The sequence below is a fragment of the Streptomyces sp. NPDC035033 genome (assembly GCF_040636735.1).
GTDB lineage: Bacteria > Actinomycetota > Actinomycetes > Streptomycetales > Streptomycetaceae > Streptomyces.
Window position 1 is genome coordinate 84,432 of record NZ_JBEZUZ010000002.1, and the last position, 17,104, is coordinate 101,535.

Annotated in this window: 11 protein-coding genes; 4 read left to right on the forward strand and 7 right to left on the reverse strand. The window is 75.9% G+C overall.

Features of this window, described 5'->3' with window-relative positions:
* Positions 1-52 precede the first annotated feature (52 nt).
* Genes AB0E83_RS01810 through AB0E83_RS01825 form a run of 4 tightly spaced genes read left to right on the forward strand, consistent with a single transcriptional unit; the run spans position 53 to position 7,866 of the window.
* Entirely contained in the window at positions 53-3,397 is a 3,345-nt protein-coding gene (locus AB0E83_RS01810; RefSeq protein ID WP_362104392.1) for an FtsX-like permease family protein, read from the forward strand.
* Positions 3,397-6,267, forward strand: a complete 2,871-nt coding sequence (locus AB0E83_RS01815) for an FtsX-like permease family protein (protein WP_362104394.1) — start codon at positions 3,397-3,399, stop codon at positions 6,265-6,267. Before AB0E83_RS01810 ends, AB0E83_RS01815 begins: the two co-directional genes overlap by 1 nt.
* On the forward strand, positions 6,264-7,211 hold the full coding sequence (locus tag AB0E83_RS01820) for an ABC transporter ATP-binding protein (RefSeq protein WP_362104396.1): 948 nt from the start codon (positions 6,264-6,266) through the stop codon (positions 7,209-7,211). Before AB0E83_RS01815 ends, AB0E83_RS01820 begins: the two co-directional genes overlap by 4 nt.
* A 46-nt stretch (positions 7,212-7,257) precedes the next feature.
* Positions 7,258-7,866 carry a hypothetical protein gene (locus AB0E83_RS01825; RefSeq protein WP_362104397.1) on the forward strand — a complete coding sequence of 203 codons (609 nt, stop codon included), beginning with the start codon at positions 7,258-7,260 and terminating at the stop codon, positions 7,864-7,866.
* Between the two features lie 248 nt (positions 7,867-8,114).
* Here the strand turns inward: AB0E83_RS01825 and AB0E83_RS01830 are convergent, their stop codons facing one another.
* The 7 genes from AB0E83_RS01830 to AB0E83_RS01860 all read right to left on the reverse strand — a co-directional run bounded on the left by AB0E83_RS01830 (position 8,115) and on the right by AB0E83_RS01860 (position 17,062).
* The gene (locus tag AB0E83_RS01830) at positions 8,115-8,777 is read right to left on the reverse strand and encodes a hypothetical protein (protein WP_362104399.1); all 663 of its coding nucleotides are present in this window, start codon (positions 8,775-8,777) and stop codon (positions 8,115-8,117) included.
* A complete protein-coding gene (locus tag AB0E83_RS01835) occupies positions 8,774-9,199 on the reverse strand; it encodes a thioesterase family protein (RefSeq protein WP_362104401.1) in 426 nt (141 codons plus the stop codon). The genes AB0E83_RS01830 and AB0E83_RS01835 overlap by 4 nt, the downstream gene beginning before the upstream one ends.
* A 7-nt stretch (positions 9,200-9,206) precedes the next feature.
* Positions 9,207-10,871 (reverse strand): energy-dependent translational throttle protein EttA, encoded by a 1,665-nt coding sequence (gene ettA, locus AB0E83_RS01840; RefSeq protein WP_362104402.1) that lies wholly within the window; start codon positions 10,869-10,871, stop codon positions 9,207-9,209.
* Positions 10,872-11,080: 209 nt separating this feature from the next.
* Positions 11,081-12,547, reverse strand: coding sequence for a Cys-Gln thioester bond-forming surface protein (locus AB0E83_RS01845; protein ID WP_362104404.1), 1,467 nt, complete (start codon positions 12,545-12,547; stop codon positions 11,081-11,083).
* Positions 12,548-12,771: 224 nt separating this feature from the next.
* Positions 12,772-13,320 carry a single-stranded DNA-binding protein gene (locus tag AB0E83_RS01850; protein ID WP_362104406.1) on the reverse strand — a complete coding sequence of 183 codons (549 nt, stop codon included), beginning with the start codon at positions 13,318-13,320 and terminating at the stop codon, positions 12,772-12,774.
* A 234-nt stretch (positions 13,321-13,554) separates the two neighbouring features.
* On the reverse strand, positions 13,555-15,384 hold the full coding sequence (locus AB0E83_RS01855) for a GTP-binding protein (protein WP_362104605.1): 1,830 nt from the start codon (positions 15,382-15,384) through the stop codon (positions 13,555-13,557).
* Positions 15,385-15,433: 49 nt separating this feature from the next.
* Positions 15,434-17,062, reverse strand: a complete 1,629-nt coding sequence (locus AB0E83_RS01860; RefSeq protein WP_362104408.1) for a dynamin family protein — start codon at positions 17,060-17,062, stop codon at positions 15,434-15,436.
* Positions 17,063-17,104 lie beyond the last annotated feature (42 nt).

Here is a 17,104-nt window from a genome sequence, read left to right on the forward strand (position 1 = left end):
TTCGACAGCGTCCAGGGGTGCGCGGACGCGCGTGGAGCGGCCAGGGGGATGGGTGACGGGGTTCGTACTTCTGCGCGTCAGGGCTCACCGGCTGCTGCTGGGCGCCGCACTGCTGGCCGTCGTCCTGACCACGACGGTGCTCGCGGCCCTCGCCGGGTTCTCCGGCTCCATCGGGGACGCGGCGCTCCAGGCCGGGCTGCGTGACCGCTCGGCCCACGCCGCCACCCTGCGCGTCTCCGGGCAGGTGCCGCCCGAGCGGCGGGCCGCCGCCGACCGGGCCGTGACGGAGGGCGCCCGGCGCACCTTCGACGGACTGCCCGTCACCGTACGGCGCCTGGAGACCTCGGGGCGGTACGGGCTGCCCCGCCCGCTCCGGCCGCCCGGGGCCCGCGACGGCGACCCCGATCTGACGTACTTCGCGGCGCTCGACCGCTCCCGGCTCGCCCTGGTCCGCGGCGCCTGGCCGACGGCCGCCCGCCCCGGCGGCGTCCTGGAGGCGGCGCTGCCCGAGGAGGCGGCGAAGCGGCTGCGGACCGGTCCCGGCACCGTCCTCGACCTCACCGACCGGCTCACCGAGAAGAAGGTGCGGGCCCGGATCACCGGCGTCTACAAGGCGGTCGACCCCGCCGACCCCTACTGGCTGCTCGACGAGACCGGCGGGCTCGGCGTGCGGACCGTCTCCTTCACCACGTACGGCCCGCTGCTCGCCGACCCCTCGGTCCTCGCCTCCGGCACGCTCGCGGCCGGCGGGACCGCCTGGCTCGGCACCGCCGACTTCTCCCGCCTCGACACCGGCGGCATCGCGTCCCTGCGCGAGGCGGCGACCCGGGAACCGGCCCGGCTGCTCGCCGACACCACGGCCTTCGGGACGACGGTCGACGTCGCCACCGGTCTGCCGACCGTCCTCGCCCAGACCGAACGCGCCCTCGCCGTCTCCCGCTCCACCCTCCTCGTCGTCGCCGTCCAGCTGGTGATGCTCGCCGCCTACGCGCTGCTGCTCGTCGCCCGGCTGCTGAGCACCGAACGCTCCGGCGAGACCGCGCTGCTGCGCGCCCGCGGCGGCTCCCGGCGCCGGATCGCCGGGCTCGCCGGCGCCGAGGCGCTGCTCCTCGCACTGCCCGCCGCACTCCTCGCCCCGCTACTCACCGGCCCGCTGACCCGGCTCTTCGCCGAGCGGTCCGCGCTCTCCTCGCTCGGGGTGCGGCTCGACACCTCGCCCGGCGCGACGGTCTGGCTGGTCTCCGCGGGAGTGGCGCTGGCCTGCGCGGCGGCCGTCGTCGCCCCCGCGCTCGCCGCCCGGGACGGCGACGCCGTCTCGCTGCGCAGGGCGCGCGGCGGCACCCTGCCGTGGCCGGTGCGGGCGGGCGCGGACCTCGCGCTGCTGCTCGTCGCCGGCATCGCGCTCTGGCAGCTCCAGCGGCAGCCGGAGGCCGCCGCCGACGGCTCCTCGGTCGACCCGGTGCTCGTCGCGGCGCCCGCGCTCGCGCTGCTCGCCGGCACCGTCCTGACGCTGCGGCTGCTGCCGCCCGCCGCGAAGCTGGCCGAGCGGCGGGCCGCCGGCGGCCGGGGCCTGTCGGCCGCCCTGGCCGGCTGGCAGTTCAGCCGCCGCCCGCTGCGCGGCGCCGGCCCGGTGCTGCTGCTGGTCCTCGCGGTGGCGATGGGCATGCTGGCGATCGGCCAGAGCAACTCCTGGGAGCGGTCGCAGCACGACCAGGCCGACTTCCGGGCCGGCACGGCGGTGCGGGTGCTGGGCGTCGGCCCCGGCGACCCGGTCCGGACCGCGCGGCTCGCCGCCGTCCCCGGGGTGCGGGAGGTCGCGCCGGTCTTCCGGACCGACATGGACGTCGCCGGCCGCAACGCGACCGTCCTCGCCGCCGCCACCGGCCGGCTCGGCTCCGGTCTGCTGGCGCGGGAGGACCTGGCGGGCGGCACGCCCGCAGGACTGCTCGCCCCGCTCGCGCCGAAGAGCGGCCCCCGCCCCGGGTTCGCGGTGCCGAAGGACAGCCGCGCGGTCGTCGTCGGCCTGCGCGGCGAGGCGCCGCCCGGCACCTCCGACGCGAGGATCACGCTCGTCCTGGAGGACGGGTACGGGGTCGCGTACCGGCAGTACGCGGGGCGGCTGCCCGCCGACGGCCGCACCCACCGGCTGACGCTCGACCTCGCGGGGCTGACCGCCGACGGCACCCGCCCCGGCACCGGCTTCGTCCTCACCCACATCGAGCTCGCCGCCGACTTCTCCGAGGGCGAGGACCGCGCGCAGGCCCTCCACGTCGACCTGCTCGGCACCACCGGGGCGGACGGGGCGCTGCGCGCCGCCGACCCGGCGCGCGAACTGGCCCGCTGGACCGCCGCCGCGGAGCAGACCGCGGAAGGCCGCCAGCAGGACCCGACGCCGCTGGTGCCGGCGGCCGGGACCCCCGCGGCCGGCGGCGGAGCGGCGCCCCTCACCGTCCGGTACGGGCTGGCCGGCTCCTTCTCCCGCCCCTTCGCTCCCCCGGTCGAGCGCTACTCGGTGCGGCTGTCCGCGCCCGTGGGGGAGCGGCCCGGCCGCGTCCCGGCGATCGCCTCCGCCGCGTTCATGGCGGCGTCCGGGGCGAAGCCGGGCGACCCCGTCCAGCTCTCGCTCGGCGGCCGCCGGGTCGACGCCGTCGTCACCCGGGTCGTGCCGGACCTGCCGACCACCGGGACCTCGGGCCGGACCACCGACGCGGAGGCCGCCGGCGGCGTCCCGGGGGACGGCGGCGGCGTGCTCGTCGACCTGACGACCGTCAACCGGTTCCTGACCACGGCCGACACGGCGGCGCCGGCCGACCCGACGGCGTCGGTGGCGCCCACCGAGTGGTGGCTGACCCCCGAGCCCGGCCGGGCCGACGCCGTCGCGCGGACGCTGCGCGAACGCGCCGACGACGAACCCGGCGAGATCGTCGTCCGCGACGCGATCGCCGGCGACCTGCTCGGCGACCCGCTGGGCGCGGGCCCCAACACCGCGCTGATGGCGGTGGCGGCCGCCGCCGCGGCGCTGGCCGCGGTCGGCTTCGCGGTCGGCTCGGCCGGTTCCGTACGGGAGCGGGCCGCCGAGTTCGCGATTCTGCGGGCCCTCGGCGCCCCGCGCCGCCGGCTCGCCCGGCTCCTCGCCGCCGAACAGGGCGTCCTGATCGGGGTGGGCCTGCTGGTGGGCACCGCCCTCGGCGCCCTGCTGGCCCGGGTGGTCGTCCCGCTGGTGGTGCTCACCGGCCGGGCCACCCGGCCCGTGCCGCCGGTCCTGGTCGAACTGCCGCTCGGCGAGGTGGCCCTGCTCCTCGCCGGAGTCGCCGCCCTGCCGCTGGCGGTCGTCGCGGGCATCGCCCTGCGCCGCAACGACCCGGCGGTGTCCCTGCGCCACCAGGGAGACAACTGATGTCCGACGTCCCGCGCGAGGAGTCCCGCCCGATGCAGCCCGCAGGCGAGTCCCCCGACCCCCGGCCCGCGCCCCCGGCGGCGGGCGGCGGGTCCGAGAAGCCCCGCGGCCGGGCCGTCGCGCCCTGGGTGCGGACCCGGCTGCGGGCCGCGCCCGGCGCCGCGGCCGGACTCGCGCTGCTGGTGTTCGTCACCGCGCTGCTCGCCGCCGCGCTGCCGCGGGTGGTGGACGGGTACGAGACGGAGGGGCTGCGGCACGGCATCCGTACCGCCCCCGCCCACCGCTCCATGGTCGAGATCACCTTCCCGCTGGTCCACGGCTCCACGGTCGCGCCGGAGTCGCTGCGGGAGGACCAGGAGGAGCTGCGGGAGCTGCTGCCCGCGCCGCTGCGCACCGACCGCGGGCAGACCGTGCACGGCATCCGGACGATGCTCCGGGTCCAGGGGCTCGACCCCTGGCTGCCCAAGCCGGACAACGAGGCCCCGGAGTTCTCCCTCGCCTCGCCCTCGGACCTCGCCGCGCACTCCGCCCTGCGCCGGGGCCGGATGCCCGCCGGCAGCCCGGAGCGGCCGGAGGCCGCGGTGACGGCGGCGACCGCCAAGTCGCTCGGGATCAAGCCCGGTTCCGTCGTGCACGTGCCGGGCATCAGCGGCGAGGCGATCGGCATCACCGTCACCGGCGTCGTGGAGCCGCGCGACCCCCGGCGGCCGTACTGGGTCGTGGAACCGCTGCTGCGGGCCCCCGTCCTCGCGCTGAAGCCGGACCCGACGCAGCTCACCTACTACTGGCAGGCCGGTCTCCTCCTCTCCCCGGAGTCGGGGTCCGTCCTCGCCTCCACCACGGGCAGCCCGGAGGTCTACTGGCGCTTCCCGCCGCTCGCCGACCACCTCACCGCCCGGGACGCCGAGCCGCTCGCCGCCGCCCTCGGCTCGCTGACCGGCGGCCCCGCCCGGGTGGCGGCCACCAAGGTCACCGGCCCCACCGGCCAGATCTTCACCGGTCTCGACGACGTCGTCGCCGCCCACCGGGCGGCCGGCGACGCGATCTCGCCCGTCGTCGCCGTCGCCGTCTTCGGCATCGGCGCGGTCGCGGCGGTCGTCGTCGCCATGACCGGCGGGCTCTTCCTCTCCCGCCGGGACGGCGAGCTGACCCTGCTGCGGGCCCGCGGCGCCTCCCTGCCCGGGATCGGCCTGCGGCTGCTGGGCGAGACCGCCGCGGTCGCCGTCCCGGCGGCCGCGCTCGGCCTGGTGGCCGCGGTGGCCCTGGTCCGCGGCCCGGACACCCCCGGCGCCCCGGCCCTCACCGGCTCCGCGCCGCTCCTCCCGTCGGTCCTCGGCGCCGCCCTGGTGGCGCTGGTCGCGGCGCTCGTGCTGCCGGTCCGGGCCGTGCTGCGGCACCGCAGGCCGCGGCTGCACGGGGTCCGCGAGGACCTGGTGGACGCCAAGCCGTCCCGGCGCCGCACCGTCGCCGAGCTGACCCTCCTGGTCCTGGCGGCGGGCGCGATCGGCTCGCTGCGGCTGCGCGGCACCGGCGACGCCGGCGACCACCTGGTCAGCGCGGCCCCGGTGTTCATCGGCGTGATCGCCGCCCTCGCGCTCGTCCGGCTCCAGCCGCTGCCGCTGCGCTGGCTGGCCCGTCCGGCCCGCCGGATGCGCGGCGTCGTCGGCCCGCTGGCCATCGCCCGCGCCGGACGCTCCTCGGCCGCCGGCGTGCTGCCGCTGCTGGCGCTCGTCCTCGCGCTGACCACGGCCGCCTTCGGCGGATCGGTCCTGGCCGGGGTCGCCGAGGCCCGCGACCGGGCGGCGACGCTCGCCACCGGCGCCGACGCCCGGATCGAGGGCCGCACCGAGGGCGTGCCGCTGCCGCCCGGCCTCACCGAGGCGGTACGGGACGTGCGGGGCGTCCGGGAGGCGCAGCCGGTACAGATCGAGTACGGGCTTTCGCTGCCGTCGCCGGTCGCCACCGACCAGCCGATGAGCGCCCCGCTCGTCGCCGTCGACCCGGCCGTCTACGCCGGTCTCGCGCGGCGGACCGACAACGGCGCCTTCCCGCCGGAGCTGCTGGCCTCGACCGGGAAGGGCGGCCCGGAGGCGGTCGGCGACACCGACCGGGTGCTGCCCGCGATCGCCTCCCCCGAGGTCGCCGCGCGCCTCGGCGACCAGCCCCAGCTGCTGCTCGCGGCGGCCGGCGGCTTCCACGTGAAGGTGGTCGCGGTGCGGGAGTCCACGCCGGCGGTCCGCGGCGAGGACTTCCTGGTGGTCAACGCCGCCGACGTCACCAACCGGCGGCCGACCACCGTCCTGGTGAGCGGCGCGGCCGACGGCACGGCGCTGCGGGCGGCGGTCGCCGGGAAGTCCCCGGACTTCGCGGTGTCGCTGAGCGCGGAGGCGCGCGGCGCGTACGTGGACTCGCCGCTCCAGTCCGGCGCCGAGGGGCTGTACGCGGCGGCGATCGGGGCGGGCGCGGCCTACGCGGTCGTCGCCGTGCTGCTGTCGCTGACGCGGAGCGGGCCGGAGCGGGCGACGCTGCTGGCCCGGCTGCGGACGATGGGCCTGACCCGGAAGCAGGGCCGGCGGCTGCTCGGTCTGGAGGCGCTGCCGCCGGCGGTGTTCGCCGCGCTCGGCGGGGCGCTGGCCGGGTGGGCGACGGTGCCGCTGCTCGCGCCGGGCGTCGACCTGCGCCGGCTGGCGCTGGCCACGGCGGAGGGCGGGGCGGCGCTGGGCGGCGCCCCGCTGCGGGTCGACCCGTGGTCGCTGGTGCTGCCGGCGGTGGCCGTGGTGCTCCTGACCGGGGCGGCGGCGGGCGTACAGGCGTGGTGGACCGGCCGGAAGAGCTCGGTGAAGGAACTCAGGGCAGGAGACGCACGATGACGACGACCGCGAACGCGACCCTGGAGGAGCTGGAGCGGCGGGCGAACGCGCACCGCGACCGGCCCTCGTACGGCCACGACGCGCTGATCGCCTGCGACCGCCTGGTGCGGATCTTCACCACCGACGGGGTGGAGGTGCAGGCGCTCCAGGGGCTCGACCTCCTCGTCAAGGAGGGCGAGTTGATGGCCCTGGTGGGGGCGTCCGGCTCCGGCAAGTCGACCCTGATGAACATCCTGGCCGGCCTGGACGTGCCCACCGCGGGCGCGGCCCGGGTCGCGGGCTGCGACCTGCTGGCGATGACCGGGAAGGACCGGCTGCGCTACCGGCGCGAGGTGGTCGGCTTCGTCTGGCAGCAGACCGCCCGCAACCTCCTCCCCTACCTGACGGCCGCTCAGAACGTGGCGCTGCCCATGCAGTTGGCGGGCGGACGGAAGAAGAAGGCGGAGCGGGTCGGGGAGCTGCTCGCGATGATGGACATCGCGCACCTGGCGGACCGGCGGCCGCACCAGCTCTCCGGCGGCCAGCAGCAGCGGGTCGCCATCGCCGTCGCCCTCGCCAACGCCCCGTCGGTGCTCCTCGCCGACGAGCCGACCGGCGAACTGGACTCGGCCACCGGCGAGCAGGTCTTCGCCGCGTTCCGCCGGGCCAACGAGGAGCTGGGCACCACGATCGTGATCGTCACCCACGACCAGGCGGTCGCCACCGAGGTGCGCCGCACGGTCGCGATCCGCGACGGCCGCACCTCCTCCGAGGTGCTGCGCCGCACGGAGGTGGACGAGGCGGGCCGGGAGTCGCTGGTGGCCCGGGAGTACGCGATGCTCGACCGGGCGGGCCGGCTCCAGCTGCCGGCGGACTACACCGAGGCGCTGGGGATGGAGCACCGGGTGGCGCTCGAACTGGAGCAGGACCACATCGGGGTGTGGCCGGACGACGCCGACCGCTGAGGAACCGGCTCCGCGGCCGCCACGTCCCAGGACGGGGGTGGTCCCGATGGGGTACGGAAAGGCTCTGTCGTACGCGGGGGCGGTGGCCGTGCCGCTCGGCGCGGGCGTACTGCTGCACCTGTGGGCGGGCTGGTCGACGCGGAACCCGCTGGGCGTGCCGACCGCGCTCGCGGTCCTCGTCGGGCTGGTCCTGGCCGGGGCGGCGGCGCTGGCGCACGACGCGCTCTTCCGGCGGGGCGGCGGCGTCCTGGCGCTGGTGGTGCTGCTCGCGGGGCTCGGCGCGGTGTGGGTCGAGGCCCGGGACTCGCGGGTGCGCGGGGCGACCGTGAGCTGTGTCGTGGTGGGGAAGGTGCGGGTCACCGACCATCCCACCTTCGGCGAGGGCGCCCCGGCGGCGAAGCGGCTGTACCACCACGTGCTGGACTGCCCGGGCGGCCGGCCGAAGGAGTTCTCCTGGGAGCGGAAGCTGGGCGCGGCGGGCGCGCCGGTCCGGATCGCGTACGACCCGGCGGGGCGGATGGACCCGGTCCCGGCCGACGAGAACGTCGCCCGGGGCGCCCTCCACGTCCCGGCGGGCCTGCTGCTGCTCGCGGCGGCCCTCTCGGTCGCCTCGCTGAGGCACGAGCTCACCGGGAGGGGCCCGCGGATCCCGTGAGGGCGGGTTTCGGCTAGGCCGTTTCTTCCGGATCAGGCCGGGTCAGGGAGCGGCGTCTGGTGCGTGCGCTCGCAAGGCGGAGGAGGGAGTCCATGCGGTGGGGGCACCTCCCGGCGGTAGCCGGGGGACATCGGCGACCGACGACAACGCGGCTGGGGTCCCCCCTCTGGGGGAGTGCGTGCGCATGGGGGCACCTCCCAGCGGTAGCCGGGGGAGTCGCGAGCCCGGCCTGATCCGGAAGAAACGGCCTAACCGGCCGGGGTGACCGTGAGCGCGGTGGGGGCCGTGCGCAGGGCGACGGAGCCGTACGGGGTGCGCAGCCGCAGCCACGGGCCGGCGGCCAGCAGGGCGACCGGCACGTCCCGCGGGGGCAGGAAGCCCAGCGACTGGGCGGCGTGCACGGCCCGCAGCGGCAGGCCGGTGGCGCCGAGGACGCGGGACCAGATCTCGCGGCCGATGCGGTCGCGCTCGGCGCGGGTGCGCCGTTCCTCGGGCAGTTCCGCGTCGCGTCGGCGGAACTCGGCGACGGCCGCGGCGACCGCCCCGCGCAGCTCGCCGGCGTCCGGCAGGCCCTCGACGGGCCGCCAGCCGGTGCGCGGCGGGAGGACGCCGGCCCAGGGCGGGCCGGTGACGGCGCCGGGGACGGCGGCCTTGCCGGCCGTCTCCTCGATGCCGTCGAGGAACTCTCCGGCGGAGACGGTGACGTCGAGGTCGACGGCGTCCTCCAGCCGGGCCGTGCGGATCGCGAGGACCTCGAAGGACGGCGGGCGTCCGAACACGGCGAGCGCGCCGCCCCCGGCCTGGAGGCGGACGGCGGCGGCGCGGTCGTAGTGCACGAGCCGGCCCAGGAAGGCGGCGAGGGCCGCCGCCTCCCTGGGGTCGGCGAAGTGCAGCGGGGCGAGCACGGTCATGCGGCGGACGTCATCCCGTCGTCGACGTACTCCTGGAGGAAGCGGCGCTCCTCCTCGGTGATGCGGCGCGGCCGCTGCGCCTCCAGGTCGAACGGCACGACGACCGTGGACGCCCGGACGTAGGTGACGTCGGGGTCCTTGATCTCGTACGCGATCGTCAGCGAGGCCGCGCCGATCTTCGTGACCCACGACTCGATGGTCACCGGCTCGTGCCGGTGGACCAGCGGGCGCAGGTAGTCGATCTCGTGGCGGGCCACGACGGACCCGCCGGAGAAGGACGGGCTGCCGTCCCCCGGCGCCAGCCGGAACATGAAGTCGATCCGGGCCTCCTCCAGGTAGCGGAGGAAGACCACGTTGTTGACGTGCCCGAAGGCGTCCATGTCCGACCAGCGCAGGGGGCAGCTGTAGAGGTGTCTCGCCACGGCGTCCTCAGCCCCGGGTGAGCTTCTTGTGGGTGGCGCGGTGCGGACGGGTGGCGTCCGGGCCGAGCCGCTCGACCTTGTTCTTCTCGTACGACTCGAAGTTGCCCTCGAACCAGAACCACTTGGAGTCGCCCTCGTACGCCAGGATGTGGGTGGCGACCCGGTCGAGGAACCAGCGGTCGTGGGAGACGACCACGGCGCAGCCGGGGAAGTCGAGGAGCGCGTTCTCCAGCGAGGAGAGGGTCTCGACGTCGAGGTCGTTGGTGGGCTCGTCGAGGAGCAGCAGGTTGCCGCCCTGCTTGAGGGTGAGCGCGAGGTTGAGGCGGTTGCGCTCGCCGCCGGAGAGCACGCCGGCCGGCTTCTGCTGGTCCGGGCCCTTGAAGCCGAACGCGGAGACGTAGGCGCGGGACGGCATCTCGACCTGGCCGACGTTGATGTAGTCCAGCTCGTCCGAGACGACCGCCCAGAGGGTCTTCTTCGGGTCGATGTTGGCGCGGCCCTGGTCGACGTAGGAGATCTTGACCGTCTCGCCGATCTTGATCTCGCCGGAGTCCGGCTTCTCCAGGCCCTGGATCATCTTGAACAGCGTGGTCTTGCCGGCGCCGTTCGGGCCGATGATGCCGACGATGCCGTTGCGGGGCAGGGTGAAGGAGAGGTCGTCGATGAGGACCTTGTCGCCGAAGGCCTTGTTGAGGTTGCTGACCTCGACGACGACGGAGCCCAGGCGGGGGCCCGGCGGGATCTGGATCTCCTCGAAGTCCAGCTTCCGCATCTTCTCGGCCTCGGCAGCCATCTCCTCGTAGCGGGCGAGGCGCGCCTTGGACTTGGCCTGACGCCCCTTGGCGTTGGACCGCACCCACTCCAGCTCTTCCTTGAGCCGCTTCTGGCGCTTCTCGTCCTTCTTGCCCTCGACCTTGAGGCGCTCGGCCTTCTTCTGGAGGTAGGTCGAGTAGTTGCCCTCGTACGGGTGGGCGCGACCGCGGTCGAGCTCCAGGATCCACTCGGCCACGTTGTCGAGGAAGTACCGGTCGTGGGTGATGGCCACGACGGTGCCCTTGTACTTGGCGAGGTGCTGCTCCAGCCAGTTCACCGACTCGGCGTCGAGGTGGTTGGTGGGCTCGTCGAGGAGCAGCAGGTCGGGGGCCTCCAGGAGCAGCTTGCAGAGCGCCACGCGGCGCTTCTCGCCACCGGAGAGGTTGTTGACCGGCCAGTCGCCGGGCGGGCAGCCCAGGGCGTCCATGGCCTGCTCCAGCTGGGCGTCCAGGTCCCACGCCTCGGCGTGGTCCAGGTCCTCCTGGAGCTTGCCCATCTCCTCCATGAGCGCGTCCGTGTAGTTCGTGGCCATCTCCTCGGCGATGGCGTTGAACCGGTCGAGCTTGCCCTTGATCTCCGCGACGCCGTCCTCGACGTTCTGCAGGACGGTCTTGTTCTCGTCGAGCTTCGGCTCCTGCATGAGGATGCCGACCGAGTAGCCGGGGGCGAGGAAGGCGTCGCCGTTGGACGGCTGCTCGAGGCCGGCCATGATCTTGAGAACGGTGGACTTACCGGCACCGTTCGGGCCGACCACACCGATCTTCGCACCGGGCAGGAAGCTCAGCGTCACGTCATCGAGGATGACCTTGTCGCCGTGCGCCTTGCGCGTCTTGCGCATCGTGTAGATGTACTCAGCCAAAGGAAACCGTCCGGCAAAGAGTGAGTGGGCAGATACACCCATCTTGCCGCACCGCCGCCCCCAGGCGGAAACCAGTACCCCGGGCGCGGGCCGCCGGGACGGCGGAGGGGGCCGCGGGGCCCCGGACGCGCGACGGCCCCGAACGCGGGTGCGTCCGGGGCCGTCGTGGTCACGGGGTGCGGTCACCCCGTGACGTCACGCGGAGCGGCTCACTGGCCGGCGGCCTTCTTCTTGCGGAGGAAGAACACCGCGCCGCCGCCGACCAGGACGAGCGCGACGGCGATGCCGGCGATCATCGGGGTGGCGTTGGAGCTGCCGGTCTCGGCCAGGTCACCGCCGGTGGAGCCGGTGGAGCCGGTGGAGCCGGTCGTGCCGGCCTCCGTGGTGGTGCCGGGCGCCGGGGTGGACGGGCTCGCCGAGGGGGTCTCGGACGGGGTGCCGGTGGAGGGGGTCTCCGACGGGGTGCCGGTGGACGGCTCCGGGCTCGGGGCGGTCTTGCAGTCCAGGACGCCCTGGAAGGTCTTCGAGAAGCCGTTCGGACCCGTGATGGTGAAGTCGTACGCCGTGTCCTCGGGCACCGGGACCGTGACGGTCTTGGTCTCGCCGGCGGCGATCGTGAAGGAGACGCCCTTCACCTCGAAGGTCCAGGGCTCGTCGCCCTCGTTGGAGGCGGTGACGTCCAGGCCGCCCTTGGCGCAGTTCTCGGCGACGGTGACGGCCGGGACCGCACCCTTCTTCGCCCAGGCGGCGGTGACCTCGGCGTTGACCGAGGACTTGCTGCTGCCGGCCAGGATCAGCGTCTGCTCGTGGCCCTCGACGCTGCCGAAGACGCGGCCGATCGCGACCTCGGTCTCGGCCTGAAGGGCGATCTTGGTCGAGCCGTCCGGGGTGCCGGCCGGGACGTCCAGGAAGAGCTCGGTGCCGTTGCCCGCGGAGGTGACGGCCTTGCCGTCCTTGTCCACGACCTTGACGTTCGCCGGGGCGTCGGCGGGCAGGGCGATCTTGACGGCGCCGTCGGCGGCCGTGGTGGCCACCTTGACCGGGCCGAGCTTCTCGCCGGCCTTGCCCGCGACGGACGCCGGGGAGGCGGCCAGGGAGACCTTCGGCTCCTCCTGGTCCGGCGCCTTGGCGGCCTCGGCGACCAGGTACTCGGCGAGCTTCTTGGCCTCCGGGTCCTCCGGGGTGGCCGTGACGTTGTCCGAGTACTTCCAGATCGCGGCCTGGGTCGCGGTGGCGGCCTCGTCGCCCGTCAGGGCGGGCACGCCGGCCTTGCCGGCCAGCGCGTTGAGGTCGTTCACCTGCGGGTAGGAGTTCTGCAGGATCCAGCGGATCTTGCCCGCGTTCGGGTTCTCGTGCAGGGTCGACTTGTCCCAGTCGGTCTCCCGGTACTTCGTCCCCGCGTCGGTGGACGTCCACAGGTCGATGCAGTACGCCTGGAGCGAGCCGCCGCCCTCGACGGTCAGCTCGAAGAGGCCGCCCCGCTCGGTCGAGTCGCCCCGGTCGCTCTGGATCTGGATCTTGCCGGACTCCTTGAGGCCGCCCAGCGTCGCGGCGGCGCCGCCGCCGTCCTCGGCCATCGCCGGGCCGGCGAGGGCTATCGCGCTGGAGGCGACCAGACCCGAGACCAGCGCCACGGCGGCCGAACGGGCAGCACCGCGCCCACGAACTGAAAACATTGCTTTCCCCTCCGGGCGAGTCGCTCCGCGAACGTGGTCGATTCGCGTGGGGGGAGCGCCCGCCTGCAGACTCACTGACTCGATGGGCTCATGTGCCTCATGAGTACTCGGGAATCCTAGGGAGACGGAAGAGTCCGGTCCCCGGTCCTGCGGTGAGATAACCATTCCGTCTCGAAATCGTTATACCCCTGGCGAGTTGGTCGACAAATCCCCACAACACAAGGTCAGGAAGCGGTTACCAGTTGGTGCGCCGCGGCCGTCCAGGGGTCCGTCCCGTCCGCCGGGACGAGCCGCGGGGCCTCCCGTCGATCCGTCAAGTCGCCTTCCCCCGCGCCCGGGGAGGCACCCGGGGGGACGTCCGGCGGGGTGCCCGGAGGGGCGCCGGGAGGAGCCTCCGTCCCGGGCCTCGGTTCGGCCCGTACCGTCCGGCGGAAGGCCGAGGTCCCGCGGGTCAGGTCGTGGCCGACGGCGAGCGCGTCGACGTCGACGAAGGTCTTGCGCTGCCCGTCCCGCTCGTCCTCACGGACCTTCAGCCGGCCGTGCACCACCAGGGGTTCCCCCACCGAGACCGAGGCGGCCAGGTTGGCGCCGAGCGTCCGCCAGGCCGAGACCGTGTAGAAGCTGGTGGCCCCGTCGGCCCACACCGCGCGCTCGCGGTCCCACCGCCGGGCGGTCACCGCGAACCGGAAGCGGGCCACCGCCCCGGCCGCCGTGTCCCGGTACTCCACCGCCGTCGCCACGTTCCCCACCAGCGTCACCGTCGTGTCGTTCATCCCTCGTACCCCTTCCCCGAGTCCTGCTCCCGTCCTGGTGAGGACCATGCTGGCGGGGCGGCGAGAAGCCCGCCGGCGCCTGTGGACGACCGACGGACTGTGGACAACTCGCTCACCCGGGAGGGTGGTTCGGGGAGGCGGCCCGGGGAGGCGGCCCGGGGAGGTGGCCCGGGGAGGTGGCCCGGGGAGGTGGCCCGGGGAGGTGGCCCGGGGAGGTGGCCCGGGGCCGCGCTCCTAGCGGACGCGGGCCCCCGTCCGGGTCGCGCCCAGTCGCAGGGCGCCGCCGCGGCCGCCGCCGACGATCCGCGGCGAGGGCCGGGGCCCGGCCACCTTCGCGTACTGCTCGCGCACCTCGCGGTACCGCAGCAGTTCGGCCGAGACGGGGTCGAGGACCCGGGCCCGGCCGCAGGCGGCGGCCGCTTCCGCGAGCCTGCGCTCGGCCTCCTGCCCGTACCGCCGGGCCGGCCCCTTCACCGCGCTCTCGCAGGCCCATTCGACGAGCGGACCGCCGGCGATGCCGGCCACCATGATCAGCACCGGCGGCAGCAGCCCCGGCTCCACGACGCCGACGATCTGGCCCACCAGCCACAGGGCGCCGAAGAGCTGGAGGAGCGTCATCAGGGCCTGGGCGAGGACGGCGGCCGGCCACCAGGCGGGGCGGGGCGGCCGGGCGGCCGGGTCGCCGAGGGTGACGGTCAGCTCGTCGAGCGCCTCGGGCAGCCCCTCGGCGCCGCGCGCGGCGGCCTCCCGCACGGCGTGGGCCCAGGGCGCGGGAAGCCCGCGCGAGGCCTCGTCGGCCACGATCCGCACCGCCTGCTCGACGCGCTGCCGGGCGGTCAGTTCGTCCTCGACGGGCGGTTCGAGCCGGGGGTCGGTGGAGCCGTGCGCGCGCTTCCGCTCGTACCAGCGGTGGAGCCGCAGCCAGGGCGAGCCGCAGGCGCGGATGGCGCCCCGCCGCCAGACCCGCTCGGCGGCCTCGCCGGCCGCCTGTGCGCCGACGGCGACGGCGAGCCGGCCCGCGAACTGCTCGCGGCTCCGCTCCCCGAGCCCGGGCCGGCCGTCGGCCACGTAGGCGGGCCGCAGCTTGGCCGCGGCGGCGTCGATGTCGGCGGCGATGCGCCGCTCCGGAGCGGTGCGTTCCTGGACGAACCGGGCGAGGAGCTCGCGGAGTTCGGGCACGCCCTCGCCGGTGAGGGCGGAGACCGGCAGCACGGTGGCGCCGGGTTCGCCGTGCTCGCCGAGGGCCATGCCGTCCTCGTCGAGCAGCCGGCGCAGGTCGTCGAGGACGAGCTCGGCGGCCTCCGTGCCGAGCCGGTCGATCTGGTTGAGGACGACGAAGGTGACCTCGGCGTGCCCGGCGAGCGGCCGCAGATAGCGCTCGTGGAGGGCGGCGTCGGCGTACTTCTCCGGGTCGACCACCCAGATGACGGCGTCGACCAGGCCGAGCGCCCGGTCGACCTGGTCGCGGTGGGCGGTGAGGGCCGAGTCGTGGTCCGGCAGGTCGATAAGGACGAGGGACTGCAGCTCGGCGTCGGCGGCCCCGCCCGCGAGGGGGCGCCGTCGCAGCCGGCCGGGCACGCCGAGCCGGTCGAGGAGCCCCGCGGCCCCCTCGGACCAGGTGAGGGCGAGCGGCGCGGAGGTGGTGGGGCGGCGCAGCCCGGTCTCGGAGACGGCGACGCCGGCGAGGGCGTTGAAGAGGGTCGACTTGCCGCTGCCGGTGGAGCCGGCGAGGGCGACGACGGTGTGCCGGGAGGAGAGCCGCTGGCGGGCGGCGGCCTCGTCGAGCACCCGCCCGGCCTCGGCGAGGGCCTCGCTCTCGACCCGGGTGCGGGAGAGTCCGACGAGCTCGTGGAGGGCGTCGAGCCGGGTCCGCAGCCCGCTGCCGTAGCTCCCCCCGAACCTCTCGGTCTCCTCCGCCCCGCCCTCGTCCTCCGCCGCGGGCGGCTCGTCCGGGGCGGCCCGCCGGGCGGCCCGCCGGGCGATCAGCCCGTCGTCCCACCGCTCCCGGTCGCGGTCGCGGTCCCGCTCCCGCTCGCGTCCGCGCTCGCGGCCCCGGTCGCGCATCCGGTCCCGCTCCTGCTCCCGGACGGCCTTCTCCGGCTTCTGGGCCACGTCACTTCTCCTTCTGCAGTACGGAGAGCGCGGCGATCAGCTCCGCCTGCGGCTCGGGGGTGACGTCGAGGGCGTCGAGGGGCGCGAGACGGCGGTCGCGCTCGGCGTGCAGGACGCGGTCGACGTGGGTGAGGACGAGGTCGCCGCCCCGGTCGCGCAGGCGCAGGGCGGCCTGGGCGCCGAGGAGTTCGGCGAGGCGCTCGCCGGCCGGGCGGGCGCGCCGGCCGCCGAGGAGGGAGGCGGCGAGCAGGGCGGCGACGGTCTCGGCGTCGGGGAGGGCGGCGCGGGCGGCGCCGCGCCCGGCGGGCTTCTCCACGTTCCGCACCTCCTCCTCGGCCAGCTCCTCCAGGACGCGCCGCCAGCGCCGCGCCTCCAGGCCGATCCGCTCGGCGACCTCGCGGTCGCCGACGGCGGGGGCGCCCCGGAGGGCGCCGGCGGCGGGCTCCCGGCGGTGGACCTCGCGGATCGCCTCCTCGGCGGCGGAGACGGCGCAGTGGAGGAGGGCGGCGAGGGATTCGGTGAGGGCGTCGAGGAGTTCGTCGCCGGTGCTGTCGCGGGGATAGGCGCGCCAGCGGGTCCGGGCGTCCCCGGCGAGCACGGCCCCCTTCCCGAGCTCCTTGCGCACCCGCGCACCCTGCCGGCGGTAGGCGTCCTCGACGGCGCCCCCGAGGCGTACGGCGGCGGCGTACTGCGCGGCGACGGCCCCGGCCAGTTCGGGGAGCCGGGTGTCGAGGGAGTCGATGACGCCCGTGGCGGTGCGGGAGACGGCCTGCTGGCGCGCGGCGGGGTCCTCGGCGCGGTGCGCGAGCCAGCCCCGGAGCGCGGCGACGGCGCTCTCGGGCAGCAGCCCGCTCCCGTCCCCGGTCGACTCGGGCAGCTCGGGGATGGTGAACCTCGGTACGTCCCCGAGCCCGGCCTTGTCGAGCAGCGCCGCGTACTGCCGGGAGACCTCGCCGATGACCTGGTGGGGCACCCGGTCGAGGACGGTGACGAGGGTGGCGTCGTACTCCTTGGCGGTACGGAGCAGGTGCCAGGGCACGGCGTCGGCGTACCGGGAGGCGGTGGTGACCATGACCCAGATGTCGGCGGCGCACATCAACTCGGCGGCGAGCAGCCGGTTCTCGACGACGAGGGAGTCGATGTCGGGGGCGTCGAGGAGGGCGAGCCCCCGGGGCAGGGTGGCGGCGGTCTCGACCCGCAGGGCGTTGTCCCCCGCCTCCACGTCCCTGGCGGGGTGGTCCTCGTCGGTCTCGTCGGCCTGCGGCAGCCAGACGCGGGTGAGCTGCGGCAGCACCCGCAGCCCCGCGAACCAGTGGTGGTCCTGCGGGTGACAGACGAGCACCGGCGTCCGGGTGGTCGGCCGCAGCACCCCCGCCTCGCTCACCCGCCGTCCGACCAGCGAGTTCACCAGCGTGGACTTCCCGGCCCCGGTCGACCCGCCCACGACGGCGAGCAGCGGCGCGTCCGGGTCCTTCAGCCGCGGCACCAGGTAGTCGTCGAGCTGGGCGAGCAGCTCGGCCCGGGTCTGCCGGGCGCGCGGCGCGTCCGGCAGGGGCAGGGGCAGACGCACGGCCGCGACTCGGTCGCGCAGGGCGGAGAGTGCGTCGATCAGCTGAGGCCGTTCGTCCAAGGTCACCACATGCGAAGAATGCCCAATTTATGAGCGTTTTTG